This is a genomic window from Marinobacter sp. (assembly GCF_034669625.1).
GTDB lineage: Bacteria > Pseudomonadota > Gammaproteobacteria > Pseudomonadales > Oleiphilaceae > Marinobacter.
This window is the reverse complement of the sequence record NZ_JAXMOY010000001.1, coordinates 270,183-285,856: the sequence shown is the minus strand read 5'-3', so window position 1 is coordinate 285,856 and position 15,674 is coordinate 270,183. Positions and strand designations below refer to the sequence as shown.

Annotated in this window: 16 protein-coding genes; 9 read left to right on the top strand and 7 right to left on the bottom strand. The window is 54.2% G+C overall.

Annotated features, from left to right (window positions below):
* Positions 1-28 precede the first annotated feature (28 nt).
* Positions 29-1,471 carry a hypothetical protein gene (locus VOI14_RS01245; protein WP_323750200.1) on the bottom strand — a complete coding sequence of 481 codons (1,443 nt, stop codon included), beginning with the start codon at positions 1,469-1,471 and terminating at the stop codon, positions 29-31.
* Between the two features lie 375 nt (positions 1,472-1,846).
* On the bottom strand, positions 1,847-2,470 hold the full coding sequence (rlmE, locus tag VOI14_RS01240; RefSeq protein WP_323750199.1) for a 23S rRNA (uridine(2552)-2'-O)-methyltransferase RlmE: 624 nt from the start codon (positions 2,468-2,470) through the stop codon (positions 1,847-1,849).
* A 148-nt stretch (positions 2,471-2,618) separates the two neighbouring features.
* Here rlmE and VOI14_RS01235 point away from each other — a divergent pair, with 148 nt between their 5' ends.
* The gene (locus VOI14_RS01235; RefSeq protein ID WP_323750198.1) at positions 2,619-3,347 is read left to right on the top strand and encodes an RNA methyltransferase; all 729 of its coding nucleotides are present in this window, start codon (positions 2,619-2,621) and stop codon (positions 3,345-3,347) included.
* Between the two features lie 30 nt (positions 3,348-3,377).
* On the opposite strand, the gene VOI14_RS01230 is transcribed toward VOI14_RS01235, so the two are convergent.
* Positions 3,378-3,668, bottom strand: a complete 291-nt coding sequence (locus VOI14_RS01230; protein ID WP_323750197.1) for a YebG family protein — start codon at positions 3,666-3,668, stop codon at positions 3,378-3,380.
* 113 nt (positions 3,669-3,781) lie between these two features.
* On the opposite strand from VOI14_RS01230, the gene nfsA reads away from it, so the two are divergent.
* A complete protein-coding gene (nfsA, locus tag VOI14_RS01225; RefSeq protein ID WP_323750196.1) occupies positions 3,782-4,519 on the top strand; it encodes an oxygen-insensitive NADPH nitroreductase in 738 nt (245 codons plus the stop codon).
* 23 nt (positions 4,520-4,542) lie between these two features.
* Here the strand turns inward: nfsA and VOI14_RS01220 are convergent, their stop codons facing one another.
* The 4 genes from VOI14_RS01220 to VOI14_RS01205 are packed head-to-tail and all read right to left on the bottom strand — an operon-like array spanning position 4,543 to position 8,661.
* Positions 4,543-5,214 carry a lactate utilization protein C gene (locus tag VOI14_RS01220; RefSeq protein ID WP_323750195.1) on the bottom strand — a complete coding sequence of 224 codons (672 nt, stop codon included), beginning with the start codon at positions 5,212-5,214 and terminating at the stop codon, positions 4,543-4,545.
* On the bottom strand, positions 5,211-6,668 hold the full coding sequence (locus tag VOI14_RS01215; RefSeq protein WP_323750194.1) for a LutB/LldF family L-lactate oxidation iron-sulfur protein: 1,458 nt from the start codon (positions 6,666-6,668) through the stop codon (positions 5,211-5,213). The genes VOI14_RS01220 and VOI14_RS01215 overlap by 4 nt, the downstream gene beginning before the upstream one ends.
* Positions 6,665-7,492: a (Fe-S)-binding protein gene (locus tag VOI14_RS01210; protein WP_323750193.1), complete on the bottom strand. Its 828-nt coding sequence runs from the start codon at positions 7,490-7,492 to the stop codon at positions 6,665-6,667. The genes VOI14_RS01215 and VOI14_RS01210 overlap by 4 nt, the downstream gene beginning before the upstream one ends.
* Positions 7,489-8,661 (bottom strand): mechanosensitive ion channel family protein, encoded by a 1,173-nt coding sequence (locus VOI14_RS01205; protein WP_323750192.1) that lies wholly within the window; start codon positions 8,659-8,661, stop codon positions 7,489-7,491. The genes VOI14_RS01210 and VOI14_RS01205 overlap by 4 nt, the downstream gene beginning before the upstream one ends.
* Positions 8,662-8,842: 181 nt before the next feature.
* Here VOI14_RS01205 and VOI14_RS01200 point away from each other — a divergent pair, with 181 nt between their 5' ends.
* The 7 genes from VOI14_RS01200 (at position 8,843) to VOI14_RS01170 (ending at position 15,614) form a co-directional block, all read left to right on the top strand.
* On the top strand, positions 8,843-9,838 hold the full coding sequence (locus VOI14_RS01200; protein WP_323750191.1) for an LLM class flavin-dependent oxidoreductase: 996 nt from the start codon (positions 8,843-8,845) through the stop codon (positions 9,836-9,838).
* Positions 9,831-10,370, top strand: a complete 540-nt coding sequence (locus VOI14_RS01195) for a YqiA/YcfP family alpha/beta fold hydrolase (protein WP_323750190.1) — start codon at positions 9,831-9,833, stop codon at positions 10,368-10,370. Before VOI14_RS01200 ends, VOI14_RS01195 begins: the two co-directional genes overlap by 8 nt.
* Positions 10,371-10,511: 141 nt before the next feature.
* Positions 10,512-11,540 carry a TRAP transporter substrate-binding protein DctP gene (gene dctP / locus VOI14_RS01190; protein ID WP_323750189.1) on the top strand — a complete coding sequence of 343 codons (1,029 nt, stop codon included), beginning with the start codon at positions 10,512-10,514 and terminating at the stop codon, positions 11,538-11,540.
* A gap of 112 nt (positions 11,541-11,652) precedes the next feature.
* Positions 11,653-12,249 (top strand): TRAP transporter small permease, encoded by a 597-nt coding sequence (locus VOI14_RS01185; protein ID WP_323750188.1) that lies wholly within the window; start codon positions 11,653-11,655, stop codon positions 12,247-12,249.
* 38 nt (positions 12,250-12,287) lie between these two features.
* A complete protein-coding gene (locus tag VOI14_RS01180; protein WP_323750187.1) occupies positions 12,288-13,574 on the top strand; it encodes a TRAP transporter large permease in 1,287 nt (428 codons plus the stop codon).
* A 32-nt stretch (positions 13,575-13,606) separates the two neighbouring features.
* On the top strand, positions 13,607-14,050 hold the full coding sequence (locus VOI14_RS01175) for a universal stress protein (RefSeq protein WP_323750186.1): 444 nt from the start codon (positions 13,607-13,609) through the stop codon (positions 14,048-14,050).
* Between the two features lie 151 nt (positions 14,051-14,201).
* Positions 14,202-15,614 carry a sodium:alanine symporter family protein gene (locus VOI14_RS01170; RefSeq protein WP_323750185.1) on the top strand — a complete coding sequence of 471 codons (1,413 nt, stop codon included), beginning with the start codon at positions 14,202-14,204 and terminating at the stop codon, positions 15,612-15,614.
* Positions 15,615-15,674 lie beyond the last annotated feature (60 nt).

The window sequence follows — 15,674 nt, the reverse complement described above, 5'->3', positions numbered from 1 at the left end:
TGTTCCCTCAGACGACGCTCTGCTGCCTTTAACTTCGTTCGGCAACAACATCTGCATCTGCATCTGCATCTGCATCTGCATCTGCATCTGCATCTGGTGCAGGCTCGTCATCATGGTGATGTGTTGCAATGTAGGCGTCTGCGAACCAGTTTTTTTCCAACACAAGCCACAACACGAGACCGATGCCTAAACCCCATGCCGCGCCTTTAACGGCAAGAACCGACCCCACAATGATTGCAACGCCTCGTTCAAGATTGGTTTCACGTTCCAGCATTTCGATGGCCAGATATCCACACAAGTAACCCTGAATCAACAAGGTCAATGCCATACCAATGTTGAGCCCTGGCTTAAACAAGGTCACAACGGGCACCAACACAATCGCTATGGTCATCCCCCAGTACAGGCTGGTTGCTCCACCCCAGTAGCTATCCATGACAGAACGTGGATTGTTCATATAGCGGTTAATAACCAGCGCCTGACCACCCGTCCAAGCCGGACCCGACAGACTGATGAACGGTGCAAAAATGCCATGCAGAGTGTTACGAATGCCTACGATGATGCTGTTACGACGCGGGCTGAAAACAAGCTTCTCATCCTTGCGGGTGCTATCAGCATTTTTAAACAGCGAGTCCATAACCAAGATATCGCCAAACGCAATAATATAGGCAGCCAAAGCCAGCGGGATGGCATCGATAAAGTACTGAAACGGCGGCAGCCCCAGACCGATGATGCTGTATTCCTCGAGGATCGTACCTATCGGAATAGTCGTGAAGCCCCACTCGATCACAGGCATCTCGACCTCTCCGATAATCAGACCGAACACGTATGCTATTAGGAAAGGAATCGCTATACCGTACTGAGCTACAAAACGGAAAAAACCATAACGGGCACGCAGTGGTCCGGCCGTTTCTGAGAAGAGCATGAAGAAACCAAGGACGGCGCCCGTCAGAATAGTGATTGGCATCGTCCAAACACGACCATCTGCAGCGAACTCTCCCATCACCGCAGAAACACCTGCACCAATAAGGATGCCGGCTTTTAGAGACATGGGCATTTTTCGTACTAGCGAATCCGCCCCCTTAAAAACCCCAAGCCCCAGAAAAACCAAAGCAACGGTCAATTGGAGAGCAATGAGCGCCAGTATTCTGGCTTCCCCCTCTGGATAACCCATCAAGAATGCAACATACAAAGGAATACCCGCAGTAATCCAACCGGCAACCGTAGGGTCACCAAAGTGCGTATGCAGCAAGTAAAGTATGTTGTTGAACAATACAAAGGCAACCGCGATCTCAAACGGAATACCTAATACGGAAGTCATAAGTGCCGTGATACTCAAAGGGACAACACAAAGAATTGCGCCCTGCAAAATATCCGGAATTTCTAGTTTGTAGTGCACGAAGGGTACGCGTAGTTTTAACGCCCCTAACGCCGACGGCTGCTCACCGCCTGCTGGTCTCTTCTGTAAGGACATTGTTTTTATTCTCCATCCAACGGAATGTGGAAATGCAACAGTAGAGGTTTAACCCCAACAGGATACTAAGCATTACCACTCACCCAATCAATGGTTTTTACTTGGTTTTATAGGTATTTTTATTCGGTACTTGAATGAGTTTTACAAGGAACCGGAAATTCAGCATGAAATTCAGCCAATTAGGTGAGCGGTGTAAATCGCCAAAAGGAAAATTTCGAGGAATTCCGTGGAAGCCTTTTTGCGAAAGGAGTCGTGGAGGAAGGATTCAGGGATAACGTAAGGCAGGGTAGGAAACAGCCTTCAAAAGCGGCAGGACCAAAAGGCAAAAACACGTCAAGAACAATCGGCGTTGGGGCCAGCCAGGCCCCGTACTCATCAGGCGCCCCGAAACCCCTTGGCGACCAGATACACTTCACGGGAACGGGCTCTCGAGGAATCCGGCTTGCGCACCGACACCTTATCAAAGGCGGCGCGCACCGATTTTACGTACTCATCGTGGCCTTCACCGTGGAACACTTTGGCCACGAAACTGCCTTTCGGTTTCAGTACCTGGCAGGCCATGTCCAAAGCCAGCTCCACAAGGTACATCGATGCCGCCTGATCGGCCGCGTTCACGCCACTGATGTTGGGTGCCATATCGGAAATAACCACATCAGCTTTGGCGCCGTCCAACGCCCCCATGAGTTCGTCAAACACCGACTCTTCCGTGAAATCGCCCTGAATAAACTCAACTCCGGCGATGTTATCCATAGGAAGGATGTCCGACGCGAGTACCCGACCCTTGTGGCCCACCAGTTTGGCTGCCACCTGCGACCAACCACCCGGTGCGGAACCAAGATCCACCACCAGCATGTTGGGCTGGATCAGGCGATCTTTGTCGTTGATTTCCAGCAATTTGTAACTGGCACGGGAGCGATAGCCGTCCAGCTGAGCCTGCTTCACAAAGGGATCGTTAACATGCTCTTCGAGCCAGCGGTTACTGCTTTTTGAACGGGCCATCGGAATCGTCTTCTGTTTACTGCGGGAAAGCGCCATTGTACGCCGCTGCCTACACGACCGCAAAAGCCGCCAAGCGCCTGACAAGCAACAGGTGCACCAGTACAATGGCACATCACCGCCAAGCACTGCTTAACAATGGAAGCCTACCGTGAAGCTGGACGACATCAAGAAACTGCATCAAAAGAAATATCGCCAATCGTTGGGGCATTTCTTGGTGGAAGGTGAGCACCTGGTGCTCGAACTGGAAAAGGCGACTGCCAGCAACCCGCACTGGAAGCGGGCTCAGCTGTTTGTCACCAGCACCTACGAAGACTGGCGCAGCCCTTGGCCCAAGCAGGTCATCAGCGATCGGCAAATGGCACAACTGACTGACACCAAAAACCCACAAGGTATCCTCGCGGTGGTTCCTTTGCCCACCGCCGCCAGCACCGACTCTGCAGACGGCGAAAAAGCCGTTTACCTGCATGAAGTTCAGGACCCAGGCAACCTTGGCACCATTTTGCGAACCTTGGCGTGGTTTGGCGACATGCGTTGCCTGCTCAGCCCCGGCAGTGTCGACCCTTACAATCCGAAAGTGGTCCGTTCCAGCATGGGTGCCATTTTTCATGTTCCGCTGGAAACCGACATCGGTCTGGATGCCCTGAGCCAGCGTTACCCGAACATTGCCTGTCTGGACATCGGCGGTGACAGCCTCACCCGGCCCGAATTCCAGAACCACGATTGCTACCTGTTCGGCAACGAAGCCCGTGGTGTGCCGACCGAAGCGTTAACCCAACTCAAGGCCCATCGATACACCATCCCTGGCGCGGCGGCGATTGAGTCCCTGAATCTGGCCTCAGCCGTTAATATGGCCGCCTACGAACTGAACCGGGGATAACCTGTTCGAGCCGGGGCCCAAGACGGCAACTCAGCCTTCCGTCGGCGCGGCTTCCGCAGCCTCGGCAAGCAATTCCGGCTTTTTCATGGCTTTGGCGAACAGATCTTTGTTTTCGGCAATGCTCATCGCGCACTGCTCTGCTAATTTTTCAGAAAGTCCGTCTACATTTTTCTCCATCCAGAGCGCCACATTCTCCGCCAACTCCAGTACTTTATCCCGTGCATCGGCTTCGGCTTTGCTTTGAAAGAGCATGGTATCTGGGTTGCTTAGTGCCATTTCCAGTCCGTCCCGATCAGAAAAGTATAATGATTGCACTGCCATGAGGCGTCCTCGCAGTCGTTAAATGCATGTATATTTATACAGTAGCATAGTACACGGAATTAACCGACGATGGGAACCTTAACCAGATTTCTATCCACAACCGATGAGAGACCATGAATCCAACAATCGAACTTCTCCAATCACACCGCTCCATTCGCAAGTTCAAAGATCAGCAGATCCCCAAGGAACTTTTTGAAGAACTGATTCGGACCGGCCAGAGTGCAGCCACCTCCAGCCATGTGCAGGCGTACACCCTTGTTCATGTGGTCAATTCTGAAAGCCGGAAGCGCCTGGCCGAATTGGCGGGCGGCCAACCCTATGTCGAAAGCGCCTCTGATTTCCTGGTGTTCTGTGCCGATATGAAACGTGCGACCGAAGCCGCCGAGCGATCGGGCGCAGAGGTCATCCGTGGCATGACAGAGCAATTGCTGGTCGCGAGTGTTGATGCCGCCTTAATGGCGCAGAACTTGGTGGTGGCTGCGGAATCCGAAGGTCTGGGTATCTGCTACATTGGCGGCATTCGCAACAACCCGCAGGAAGTCAGCGACCTGCTGAAGCTTCCGGAGCATGTCTATCCGGTGTTCGGGCTATGCCTGGGCTACCCGGACCAAAACCCGGAGGTGAAACCCCGCCTGCCATTGGCCAGCATCCTGAAAAAAGACGTCTACGACGACTCTGACGATGAAGCGCAGGTCGCTGAGTTTAACGACACCATGGCCCGTTACTACCAGGAGCGCACAGGCGGCAACAAGAGCACCAACTGGTCGGAACAGTTGAAGCCTTTGTTCACTACTAAACTACGCGCGCACATGAAAGATTTCCTGAACAAACGAGGGTTCGGCGTTAAGTAAGCGCTGACGACGTATGCATGAATTCAGGCGTCCTCAAGGATGAGGACAACCAGTTCTTTCGGGCCATGAGCACCGTAAGCCAGCACCTGTTCGATATCCGCGGTTTTGGAAGGTCCGGAAACCAGCAGGAGATTGCTGGGTAATCCGGCCGCCCAGTTCTGTTTTTGCATCATGCGGTACAGGTTGTCTTCAATCTCGCTGGCCTTCAGCAAAGCAATGTGCAGCGGCGGCAACAGGCTCATCAACCGGGGCTCGTGCCGGTCTGGCCACAACACCAGCGATCCGGTCGCCGCAATTGCGCCAGCCGTGCCGGTAACACTGGCATCCACTTGCCAGAACAGCTCGTCTTTCCATTCTTCAATCGGACGATCATAGGCCACTAGTAACTGTTTGGCTCCGGCATCCGCCCAATGTTCTGCCAGTTGCTGGCCGTGCTCGGTACTCGGTGCATACAGCACGTTGCGTAAATTTCGGCTGTCCAACAATGCCTGTGCTTTGGCTGGCCAGTCAGCTGCAGGCAGTGTATCTACCTCGGTGTGAACAGCTTCCATCAAACTGCGAAGGCGCTGAATGCGATCTTCCGGGGCATATTGCCAAGGCTCGATCACCAGCGCTTCGTCAAAGTCATCCGGCCTTGGCGTGGTGCCTTCCAAGCCGGCTCGCAGCTTGTTCAGAATGTTGTTGCGAGCGCTCACGGCTGGCCTCCCGGATTTTTCTTGGTGTTCAGGTGGGCATTCGCCAAATCGTGTAGGGACCGGCGAGCCGGTATCGGCGCGGTGTGATTGTCCGTCCAGGGGCCAAGCTTGCTCGGTGTCAGTTTGGCAAAACGGGTTGCCGCCCACAAAAAGCATTTGTACAAAACCGGTCGGGTGTTCAGAGATGCCCAAATACGCCAAAGCGCGCGCTCTTTACGCGAGTATTTGGCGCCAGCCCCGTTAACGGACGACGACTCGTCAGGGCTTTTTACGTTCTCCTGCCGCAGCCGTTGCAGCAGTTCCGGGATCGGAATTTTTACCGGGCATACTTCGCCACACGCGCCACACAGAGACGAGGCGCTGGGATGGTCTGGCACTTGCTTAAGGCCAACCATGTGCGGGGTCACAATCTTGCCAATCGGCCCGGGGTAAACCTCGCCGTAGGTGTGGCCGCCCACTCGGGTATACACCGGGCAATGGTTCATGCAGGCGCCGCAACGAATGCAGTTCAGGGTCTGGCGCAGCTGTGCGTCGGCGAAGGCCGCGCTGCGACCGTTATCGAGCAACACCAGATGCACTTCTTCCGGGCCGTCCAGCTCCTCCGGTTGGCGTGGGCCCGAGATCATGTTTACGTAGGTCGTGATCGGCTGCCCCAGTGCCGAGCGCGTCAACAAGGATAACAACGGCACCACATCCCGAACGTTCTCCACCACCTTTTCGATACCGGTGACCGCCACATGCACAGGCGGGACGGTGGTACTCATGCGGCCGTTGCCTTCGTTCTCCACCAGCAACAAGGTTCCGGTTTCCGCGATCGCGAAATTCACGCCCGACACCCCGACATCCGCTTCCATAAATTTTTTGCGTAGGGTACGCCGGCCAATCTGAATCAGCTCGTTCACATCGTCGGTTTCTTCGACACCCAGTTTGTTGTGGAAAAGTTGCGCGACCTGTTGGCGGTTTTTATGGATGGCAGGCATGATAATGTGAGACGGCTTCTCACCATCGAGTTGGACAATGTACTCGCCCATGTCGGATTCCAGGCACTCTATTCCCCGCGCGGCCAGATAGTCGTTCATCTCCATTTCTTCACTGACCATGGATTTGCCTTTGACCACCTGTGAGCCCTGTTTTGACTCGATAATGGAATGCACTATGTGGTTGGCTTCTTCGGTAGTTTCAGCCCAGTGGACATTGACGCCGTTTTCGGTAAGTTTGGCTTCCAGTTGTTCCAGCAAATCCGGTAACTGAGACAAGGCACGAGCTTTGATGTGATTGCCCAGTTCCCGCAACCCCTCGCGCTCCTGCTCATCAGGAAAGGCGTCCGCTCGCTTTTGCATCAGCGAGTCCATAGCAACCCGAAAATTAGTCCGCAACTGGCTGTCCGCCAGGGCTTCTTTAGCACGGCCACGGAAACTGCTGGTGAGTTCTGTCACAGGAATACGCTGACTCATGACGCACCCTCACCATTAATTCTTTCCCACAGAAAACTGGCCAGATGCCGCCCTCGGAAAGCCTGTTTTTGCTTATCCAAAGAACCATTAATATTCAACAGACAGCCGCCATCAGCGGTCACCATCTCGACGGCTCCGGTTTCCCTCAGAGCTCGGGTTTTATCGAGCACCATGGCACCGGACACTTCCGGCATACGGACAGCGAAGGTGCCACCAAACCCGCAGCATTCGCTTTCGTGTTCGTGATCCAGCCGTGTCACTTTCTCTAACTTGGCCAACAGCTCCCGGGCGTGATGATGGGTATTCATTTCCCTGCGCGCCGAACAGGACGTGTGCAGGGCAATCTCGGTGGGCTGGCCCATGTCGCGCCACTGCACCTTGCACACGTGCAACAGAAACTCAGTCAGTTCATAGGTTCGTTCGGCCAGATCCGCCACCCGTTCAAGGGTCTCAGGCTCATCCGCAAAAACTTCCTGATAATGCCGGCGAAACATGCCTGCACAGGAGCCGGAGGGCACCACCACCGGCAAGCCGTTATCCAGAAGGTTCAGCTGGGACCGGGCAACGTCTCTGGCCTCGTTGACATAACCGGATGTCCAGGCGGGCTGACCACAGCAAGACTGTTGTTGCGGGAAGTGCACTCGAATGCCCTCTCGCTCCAGCAAGTGGATGGCATCCAATCCTGCTTCGGGAAAAAACAGGTCCACCACGCAGGTTCCGAACAGCGTCACTTCCGCTGGCTTCTCGGGATACACCCTGGGTGCTGGCCTTTCTTGCGCGGCCCGGGTGGCTTTGGGTGCAGCATCGTAGAACCGTTCACTCACGCGTTATCACCTCCGGACTCTAATTGTTGATTTTCTTTGCTTTTTGGATAAAGCGGCTCCAACAAAGGTTTCAAACCTTTGGCTTCATCAACAAAGAGTTGAAGATGCGGGAAGGGTATTTCGATGCTGGCCTCGTCAAGCGCCTCTTTGATCCGTTCCAGCACGTCCGCCATGATGCTTGGCTGGACATCCAGGTTATCGGGTGTAATCCAGATTTTGACTTCCAGATCGACCGACGAATCGCCCAGATTTTTAAGCACTACCCGGGGCTCCATGCCCGGCGACTGCAGCACATCCGGGTGTTTAAATAGGACCGGCATAATCACATCTCTGGCCGCCTGAGCAGACTCTTTGTAGGCAATACCCACCGAAATATTCAGCCTTGTAGCGCCTTCGGCACTGTAATTAACAATCTCGGAAGAAGCGACGCTGTCATTGGGAATCATGGTGAAAATATTGTCCCGGGTCCGCAGCCAAGTGGTGCGCAGCGCAATCTTCACCACTTTTCCATCCTGACCATTGATGGTGACCCAATCACCAATGCGAAAGGGGCGTTCAATCAGCAAGGTGATACCGGCAATGAAGTTTGACAGTGTCGACTGAGCCGCAAACCCCACGGCAATACCCACAATACCCAGACCCGCTACAATCGACAGCAGGTCAAACCCGAACTGCGCAAGAATGGTGACCACCGCAAAGGTCGACATCACCACAGACAACACATTACCGGCCAACTGCTGGATAGACGCATCCAACCGGTTGCGACGCAGGGTTTCTGCGGTCAGGCGACGAATGACCAGCCACGCCACGTAAAATCCCAACGCCAGCAAGCCGGCCCTGGCTACCGCTTTTAAAAACTCTACTCCGGCACCGAATTGCGCCAGTATCACCAGCAACGCACCCAGTCCCGCCAGATACCGCAATCCGGTTTTTCCGTGCCTGAATATCGAGCGATCCATGTTTTGCTTACCGGCAACCAGACGAACAAGCCCTATCAACACCAAGTAGGCACTCAGAAACAAAGCCAAATACAGAATCGAAATCGCCACTTGGCTGAGCACATAAGCGCCCACTTCGCGCCAGGCAAACTCATGACCACCAAAAGCGCTCAGTGTATCTCCAAGGTTTTTCTTCAGTTGTTCAACCACGACTGCAATGAACTCGACCATCAATCCTGTCCTTTGCCAAACGAGAACGGAATGCTTTCGAACTGTCCTTGAGAAACTTCTTCCTACACCCAAAGAATAGCGGATTCTTACCCAGCCATTTTCAGTCTACCCTTGAAGACACATCCTATCGGCGCCATGTTTAGGCGACTGACGCCGTACCTTTCCACCACTCGGGAGTCCCATGTCCAGAAAACTCGAATATTCCCTGCTTGAACTGGCCTCCGTGCGCGAAGGTGATTCCGTATCCGCCACACTGGCCAACAGCGTAGCCTACGCGCAACACGCTGAAACATTGGGTTTCAAACGTTTCTGGCTGGCCGAGCATCACAACATGGAAGGCATCACCAGTTCGGCTACCTCGGTACTAGTGGGCCACATTGCCAGTAAAACCAACTGCATTCGGGTCGGCTCTGGCGGTGTTATGTTGCCGAATCACCCGCCTCTGGTCATTGCCGAACAGTTTGGCACGCTGGAATGCCTCTACCCGGGCCGCATTGATCTCGGGCTTGGCCGCGCACCGGGCACAGATCAGATAACAGCCCGAGCACTGCGCCGGGAAGGCATCGGGGCCGACCAGTTCCCGCAAGATGTTGCACACCTGCAAAGCCTGCTTGGCCCATTGCAGCCAAGCCAACAGGTCAAAGCCATTCCGGGCGCGGGCACCAACGTGCCCATTTGGCTGTTGGGCTCGAGCCTCTATAGCGCACAACTTGCCGCGATGCGCGGGTTGCCCTATGCCTTTGCTGGGCATTTCGCCCCCCGCTTGTACCGGGAAGCACTGCGAGTGTACCGCGACAACTTCCAACCGTCGAAGCAGCTGCACAAGCCCTACGCTATGCTCGCAATCCCTGCCGTACCGGCTGATTCTATGGATGAATCGAAACACCTGACCACCACCAGCTACCAGCGCATTCTTTCGCTGTTCCGTGGCCAACCTTTGTGGATGAAGCCTCCCGTCGACTCCATGGAAGGCCTGTGGAACGCCGCCGAAGAAGCCGGCGTGAGAGACTTTCTCGGTCTGCAGGTACTCGGGAATTCGAGTGACATCAAACAGCAACTGGACGAACTGCTCTCCGACATTCAGGTAGAAGAACTGATGTTTACCGTTGATATCTATGAGCCGGAAAAGCGCCGGCACGCTCTCGACATTCTCGCTGGAAGTTTGGCCAATGACTGATCCTCGCTTTTTCGTCTTTCTTTCACACGGGCTCGAAAGCGGCCCGAACGGTACCAAAGTTCAGGCCATGAAAGCCGTGGCTGAAGAGTTTCCCGGCGTTTTTGCGCATGCAATTGATCACACCAGCACCAAAGACCCGGCAACCCGTCTCCAGCAAATGCAGGAAGCTATCACTGCAGCGGGTGCCGTCCCGGAACGGACCATTTTGGCGGGCTCCAGTATGGGTGGTTGGGTCTGCGCTCAGACCAGCTCGCACACCCCGGTATTAGGTTGTTTTCTGCTGGCGCCAGCGCTGGCATTGGCGAAATACCCGCAATCCAGCCCAACCATTCGAGCCAACCACAGCCAAATTATTCATGGCTGGAATGACGATGTCGTTCCCGTCATGCCGGTGCTTGATCTGGCGCACCAGCAGGGTTTGGAAACGCTGGTACTTCCCGATGGTCATCGGCTTGAACACAGCGTGGACAGGGTCGTCAGGGAATTTCGTCATTTCATGACAACGTGTCTACAAGAGAAGAATCCAGACTAAAATCAGAACCTTGCAGATTCCGTTCGTTCACTTACTCATATTTTCTAATTTTGGGCAATTCCTTGCGAAAAGCGCTTTGTTTTGCCAGTCTTTATAAGGTTAACAAGGAACTAACGAACAGAAGCGAGCGGAGATCACGCAATGAACAGCACAAACAAATTCCGGAAACTGGTCGGTGTTTCTGCATTGGCTTTTGCCGGACTGACGGCTGCTAACGCGGTAAATGCAGCCAACTGGCGTTACGCCCACGAAGAATACGAGGGTGATGTTCAAGACGTCTACGCCTACAAATTCAAAGAGTACATCGAAGAAAACTCTGACCACACGCTGCAAATATTCCGCTTTGGTGAGCTGGGTGAGTCGGACGACATCATGGAGCAAACCCAAGCTGGCATCCTCAATTTTGTGAACCAGTCTCCTGGCTTCACCGGCTCTCTGATTCCTGAAGCCCAGATTTTCTTTATCCCCTATTTGATGCCCACCGACATGGACACGGTGATCGAATTCTTCCGTGAATCCAAGGCGATCAACCAGGACTTCCCTGCGTTGTATTCAGAGCAGGGCCTGGAACTGCTGCAGATGTATCCTGAAGGGGAAATGGTGGTCACCGTTGACGAGCCGGTCACCTCACCTGAAGAGCTGAACAACAAAAAAATTCGGGTTATGACCAACCCACTGTTGTCTGAAACCTACTCGGCGTTCGGCGCTACCCCGACCCCACTCCCTTGGGGTGAAGTGTATGGTGCTCTGCAAACCAACATGATTCAAGGCCAGGAAAACCCGATTTTCTGGATTGAGTCAGGCGGCCTGTACGAAGTCTCTCCGAACCTGGTTTTCACCGGACACGGCTGGTTCACCACCGCCATGATGGCCAACCAGAACTTCTACAACGGCTTGTCTGACGATGACAAGAAACTGGTTCAGGATGCCGCCGACTATGCCTTCGAAGAAATCATCGAGCACATCGATGGCCTGGCCGACGAAGCTCTGGAAAAGATTACCTCGAAGAGTGACGAGGTCACCGTTACCCGCCTGAACGATGAGCAGATCGAAGCCTTCCGCGCCCGCGCGCCGCAGGTTGAAGAGAAGTTCATTGAAATGACCGGTGAACGTGGCAAGGACCTTCTGGAACAGTTCAAAACCGACCTGGAAGCCGTCCAAGGCGAATAAAGAGCAGGATTCAAAGGGTGGCTGAGGCCACCCTTTGTTGTCCGGCTAAGGATTAAACCCGCCCCGCCGGGGTCTTTGCCGGCCGGGAGCAATCAGTTGTGGAGCAACACCCATGTCTGAGCATCCCCAAGAGGCTGTTGAAGACGATACCGGCACCTACGAATCCGGCTTGCCCGGCATTCTTGGCACCATCGACGAGTGGATTGCCAAAACCGAAGCGGTGATGCTTGCCGCTGGCGTTATCCTGATGGCCATCAACACCTGTACTAACGTGATTGGCCGCTTCGTGTTTGGAGAAGGCTTGTTTTTCTCCGGCGAAATCAATCGAATTCTCATCATTCTGATCACCTTTGCCGGCATTGGTTATGCCGCCCGGCACGGCCGCCATATTCGCATGTCTGCGGTCTACGATGCTTTTCCGGCCAGCGGTCGAAAAGTTCTGATGATCATCATCGCTCTCTTTACCTCAGTGGTGATGTTTTTCCTGTGTTACTACTCCTACGGATACATAGAAACCTTGCACGGCCGAGGCCGAATCCTGCCTGCGCTGGGCTTACCTATCTGGTGGATTTACGTTTGGGCACCGATCGGTTTTGCTATCACTGGTATTCAGTACTTCCTCACCGCCATCAAAAACTTCACCAGCAAGGACGTTTACCTTTCAACAGGGGTGGTTGACGGTTATGCCGACACAGAATCGGAAGTTTAACAGCAGCAGAAACCTGGAAGGTTGAGGACACGCATACTATGGCAACTACTATGATGCTCATCATGATCGGGCTGCTGCTTCTGGGCTTCCCGATGATGATTCCGCTGATCACCGCTGCGGTGGTTGGCTTTGTAATGATGTTTGACGGTTTCGGCCAGATGGGCACTTTCATCCAGCAAATGATGGGTGGCATCCGGCCGGCGTCGTTAATCGCCGTACCCATGTTTATTCTGGCCGCAGACATCATGACCCGCGGCCAGTCAGCCGACCGGCTGATCAACATGGTTATGTCGTTTATTGGCCACGTTAAAGGCGGCCTGGCGATCAGCACCGCCACTTCATGCACCCTGTTCGGGGCAGTCTCGGGCTCTACTCAGGCAACAGTCGTTGCCGTGGGCTCTCCGCTGCGCCCAAAAATGCTGAAAGCTGGCTACTCTGACTCTTTTACGCTGGCGCTGATCATCAACGCCAGTGACATTGCCTTCCTGATTCCGCCCAGTATCGGAATGATCATCTACGGCGTTATCTCCGAAACCTCCATTGCAGAATTATTTATCGCCGGCATTGGTCCGGGCCTTCTGATCTTGCTTATGTTTTCGGTGTACTGCCTGATTTACGCCTACAAGAACGACGTGCCAACGGAAGCAAAAGCCAGCTGGAAACAACGCGCTCTGTCTGTGCGGGATGCCTCATGGCCTATGATGTTCCCGGTCATTATTGTCGGTGGCATCTATGGCGGGATCTTCAGTCCAACAGAAGCGGCGGCCGTTTGCGTGCTTTACGCGTTCTTGCTGGAATTCGTGGTTTTCCGCTCGCTTAAACTCAATGACATTTACCGGATCGCCAAATCCACTGGCCTGATCACAGCGGTGGTGTTCATTTTGGTCGCGGTTGGTAATGGTTTCTCCTGGATCATTTCCTTTGCCCAGATTCCTCAAGCCATCCTGGAATCCGTCGGCGTCAACGAAGCCGGCCCGGTTGGCGTGCTGATCGCGATTTGTATCGCTTTCTTCGTTGCCTGCATGTTTGTGGACCCGATTGTGGTGATCTTGGTACTCACCCCGATTTTCGCACCTGCAATCCAGTCCACCGGCCTTGACCCCGTTCTGGTCGGTGTATTGATCACTTTGCAGGTGGCAATTGGCTCGGCAACACCGCCGTTCGGCTGCGATATATTCACCGCCATCGCCATCTTCAAACGGCCCTATCTGGAGGTTATCCGTGGCACGCCACCGTTCATCTTCATGCTGGTGGCGGCGGCTGGATTGATTATCGCCTTCCCGCAAATTGCGTTGTTCCTGAGGGATCTGGCTTACCCGCAGTAAGCCGGATTGCCGGCCAATAACAGGAGACTGCTATGTTTAAACGAATTCTGGCGGCCGTTGATGGCTCCAAAACTTCGCTGAGGGCACTGGATAAGGCGATTGGGCTACAACAGCTGATGCCAGACGTGGAGATTTTCATCCTCTGCGTTTACAAACACCACAGCCTGTTTGAGGCCTCCCTATCAATAGGGCGGCCAGATGATATGGACATTCCGGACAAGGTGCTGTCGGAATACGCGAAAGGCGTGGTTAACCACGCCAAAGAGTTTGCCAAGGAACATGGCGCCACCAAGGTCCGCGGCTTTGTGAAAGCGGGCCGACCGTCGAAAGTCATTGTGAAGTTCGCCCAGGACAAAGAAGCCGACCTGATTGTCGTCGGCACCAAGGGCACCAACACCGACAAAGACGGAATGTTTCTGGGCAGCGTCTCGCACCGGGTAGCCTCCCAGGCTAAGTGCCCGGTACTGGTGGTCTGACAACGCCACCCCCTCCTTCAGAACACCACCCGGCAGCAGATTTTTTGCTGCCGGGCTATCACGGATATCCGCAAGCTGCGTAAAATTTCACCGTGCTAAACTGCCTCGCCTCTAGGTTAATCATCATTCACAACCCACAAGGCGCTTGTCGATGACCGCAATTGTCGATTTTCTCAACTCCATTATCTGGGGCTACGTCCTCGTTTACGGCTTGCTCGCCGTCGGTATTTTTTTCACCATTCGCCTCGGTTTTCTTCAATTTCGTCATTTCGGAGAGATGGTACGAGCCATCCGCGGTTCCCGTGAAAGTGACGTCCACGGCATATCGCCGTTTCAAGCTCTGTGTACCAGTCTCGCCTCGCGCGTAGGCACAGGCAACCTGGCTGGTGTTGCCGTAGCGCTGTATCTGGGCGGTGCCGGTGCCATCTTCTGGATGTGGATGGTCGCTTTGGTCGGGATGGCCACCGGCTATGCCGAAAGCACGCTGGCACAGCTTTACAAAGTTCGTGATGGCAACGGCCAATACCGTGGTGGGCCCGCTGTGTACATCGCCAAGGGGCTGAAAGCCCCTTGGGCTGCTGCCATTTTCGCAGTGTGCCTGATCATCTCCTTCGGTCTGGTGTTTAACGCGGTTCAAGCCAACTCCATTGCCGATGCTATGCAAGGTGCCTTTGGCACTCCAAAACTCGGCGTGGGTGTGGTGATTGCAGCCTGTGCCGGCGTGGTGATTTTCGGTGGTTTGCGCAAGATCGTTCGTTTCGCTGAATTCGTTGTGCCGTTTATGGCCGGAGCCTATGTCCTGTTGGCGTTGGGCGTTATGGCCATGCACATCACTGAAGTACCGGGCGTACTGGCACTGATTGTCAAAAGTGCCTTTGGCCTTGAAGAAGCTGCCGGTGGCGCCGCCGGTTCCGTCACCGCTGCCATGCTTAACGGCATCAAGCGTGGTTTGTTTTCTAACGAAGCGGGCATGGGTTCAGCACCGAACATTGCCGCAACGGCAACGCCTGCACCACACCACCCGTCTTCCCAGGGCTTGGTACAGGCATTCGGCGTATTTGTTGACACCATCGTGGTGTGTACGGCAACGGCGGTCATGATCTTGTTGGCAGGCGTTCTGGAGCCAGGCTCCGGCGTTACCGGTACTCAGTTGACACAACAGGCTATGGAAGTTCACCTTGGCGAATTCGGCAGCTACTTCATTGCCGTAGCCATCTTGTTCTTTGCCTTTACCTCAATCGTCGCCAACTATACCTATGCTGAAAACGCTCTGGTGTATCTCAAAGGGGGCAACACCCTGGGCCTGACAATCCTGCGACTGGCCGCTCTGGGCATGGTCGTGTGGGGAGGTTACGAGGCCGTAGTCACAGTGTTCAACGCAGCAGACGCGTCCATGGGTCTGATGGCTGTGATCAACCTGATCGCCATTGTGCTGTTGTCCGGCACGGTCGTAAAACTGACCCAAGACTACTTAGCCCAACGCAAGGAAGGCGTGGTCCCGCAGTTCAAGTCAAAAGACTACCCGGAGCTGCACGAAAAGATCGACAGCAACATCTGGCGCTGATCTGAAAAACCCCGCAATTATCGGTTGATAACTGCGGGGTTTTTCGTTGTATACCGCGAA

What these genes read in the sequence shown, in the direction of transcription:
- VOI14_RS01245 (WP_323750200.1), bottom strand. Translation starts at nt 1,471, where the DNA reads ATGTCCTTACAGAAGAGACCAGCAGGCGGTGAGCAGCCGTCGGCGTTA.
- rlmE (WP_323750199.1), bottom strand. Translation starts at nt 2,470, where the DNA reads ATGGCCCGTTCAAAAAGCAGTAACCGCTGGCTCGAAGAGCATGTTAAC.
- VOI14_RS01230 (WP_323750197.1), bottom strand. Translation starts at nt 3,668, where the DNA reads ATGGCAGTGCAATCATTATACTTTTCTGATCGGGACGGACTGGAAATG.
- nfsA (WP_323750196.1), top strand. Translation starts at nt 3,782, where the DNA reads ATGAATCCAACAATCGAACTTCTCCAATCACACCGCTCCATTCGCAAG.
- VOI14_RS01215 (WP_323750194.1), bottom strand. Translation starts at nt 6,668, where the DNA reads ATGAGTCAGCGTATTCCTGTGACAGAACTCACCAGCAGTTTCCGTGGC.
- VOI14_RS01205 (WP_323750192.1), bottom strand. Translation starts at nt 8,661, where the DNA reads ATGGTCGAGTTCATTGCAGTCGTGGTTGAACAACTGAAGAAAAACCTT.
- VOI14_RS01200 (WP_323750191.1), top strand. Translation starts at nt 8,843, where the DNA reads ATGTCCAGAAAACTCGAATATTCCCTGCTTGAACTGGCCTCCGTGCGC.
- VOI14_RS01195 (WP_323750190.1), top strand. Translation starts at nt 9,831, where the DNA reads ATGACTGATCCTCGCTTTTTCGTCTTTCTTTCACACGGGCTCGAAAGC.
- dctP (WP_323750189.1), top strand. Translation starts at nt 10,512, where the DNA reads ATGAACAGCACAAACAAATTCCGGAAACTGGTCGGTGTTTCTGCATTG.
- VOI14_RS01185 (WP_323750188.1), top strand. Translation starts at nt 11,653, where the DNA reads ATGTCTGAGCATCCCCAAGAGGCTGTTGAAGACGATACCGGCACCTAC.
- VOI14_RS01180 (WP_323750187.1), top strand. Translation starts at nt 12,288, where the DNA reads ATGGCAACTACTATGATGCTCATCATGATCGGGCTGCTGCTTCTGGGC.
- VOI14_RS01175 (WP_323750186.1), top strand. Translation starts at nt 13,607, where the DNA reads ATGTTTAAACGAATTCTGGCGGCCGTTGATGGCTCCAAAACTTCGCTG.
- VOI14_RS01170 (WP_323750185.1), top strand. Translation starts at nt 14,202, where the DNA reads ATGACCGCAATTGTCGATTTTCTCAACTCCATTATCTGGGGCTACGTC.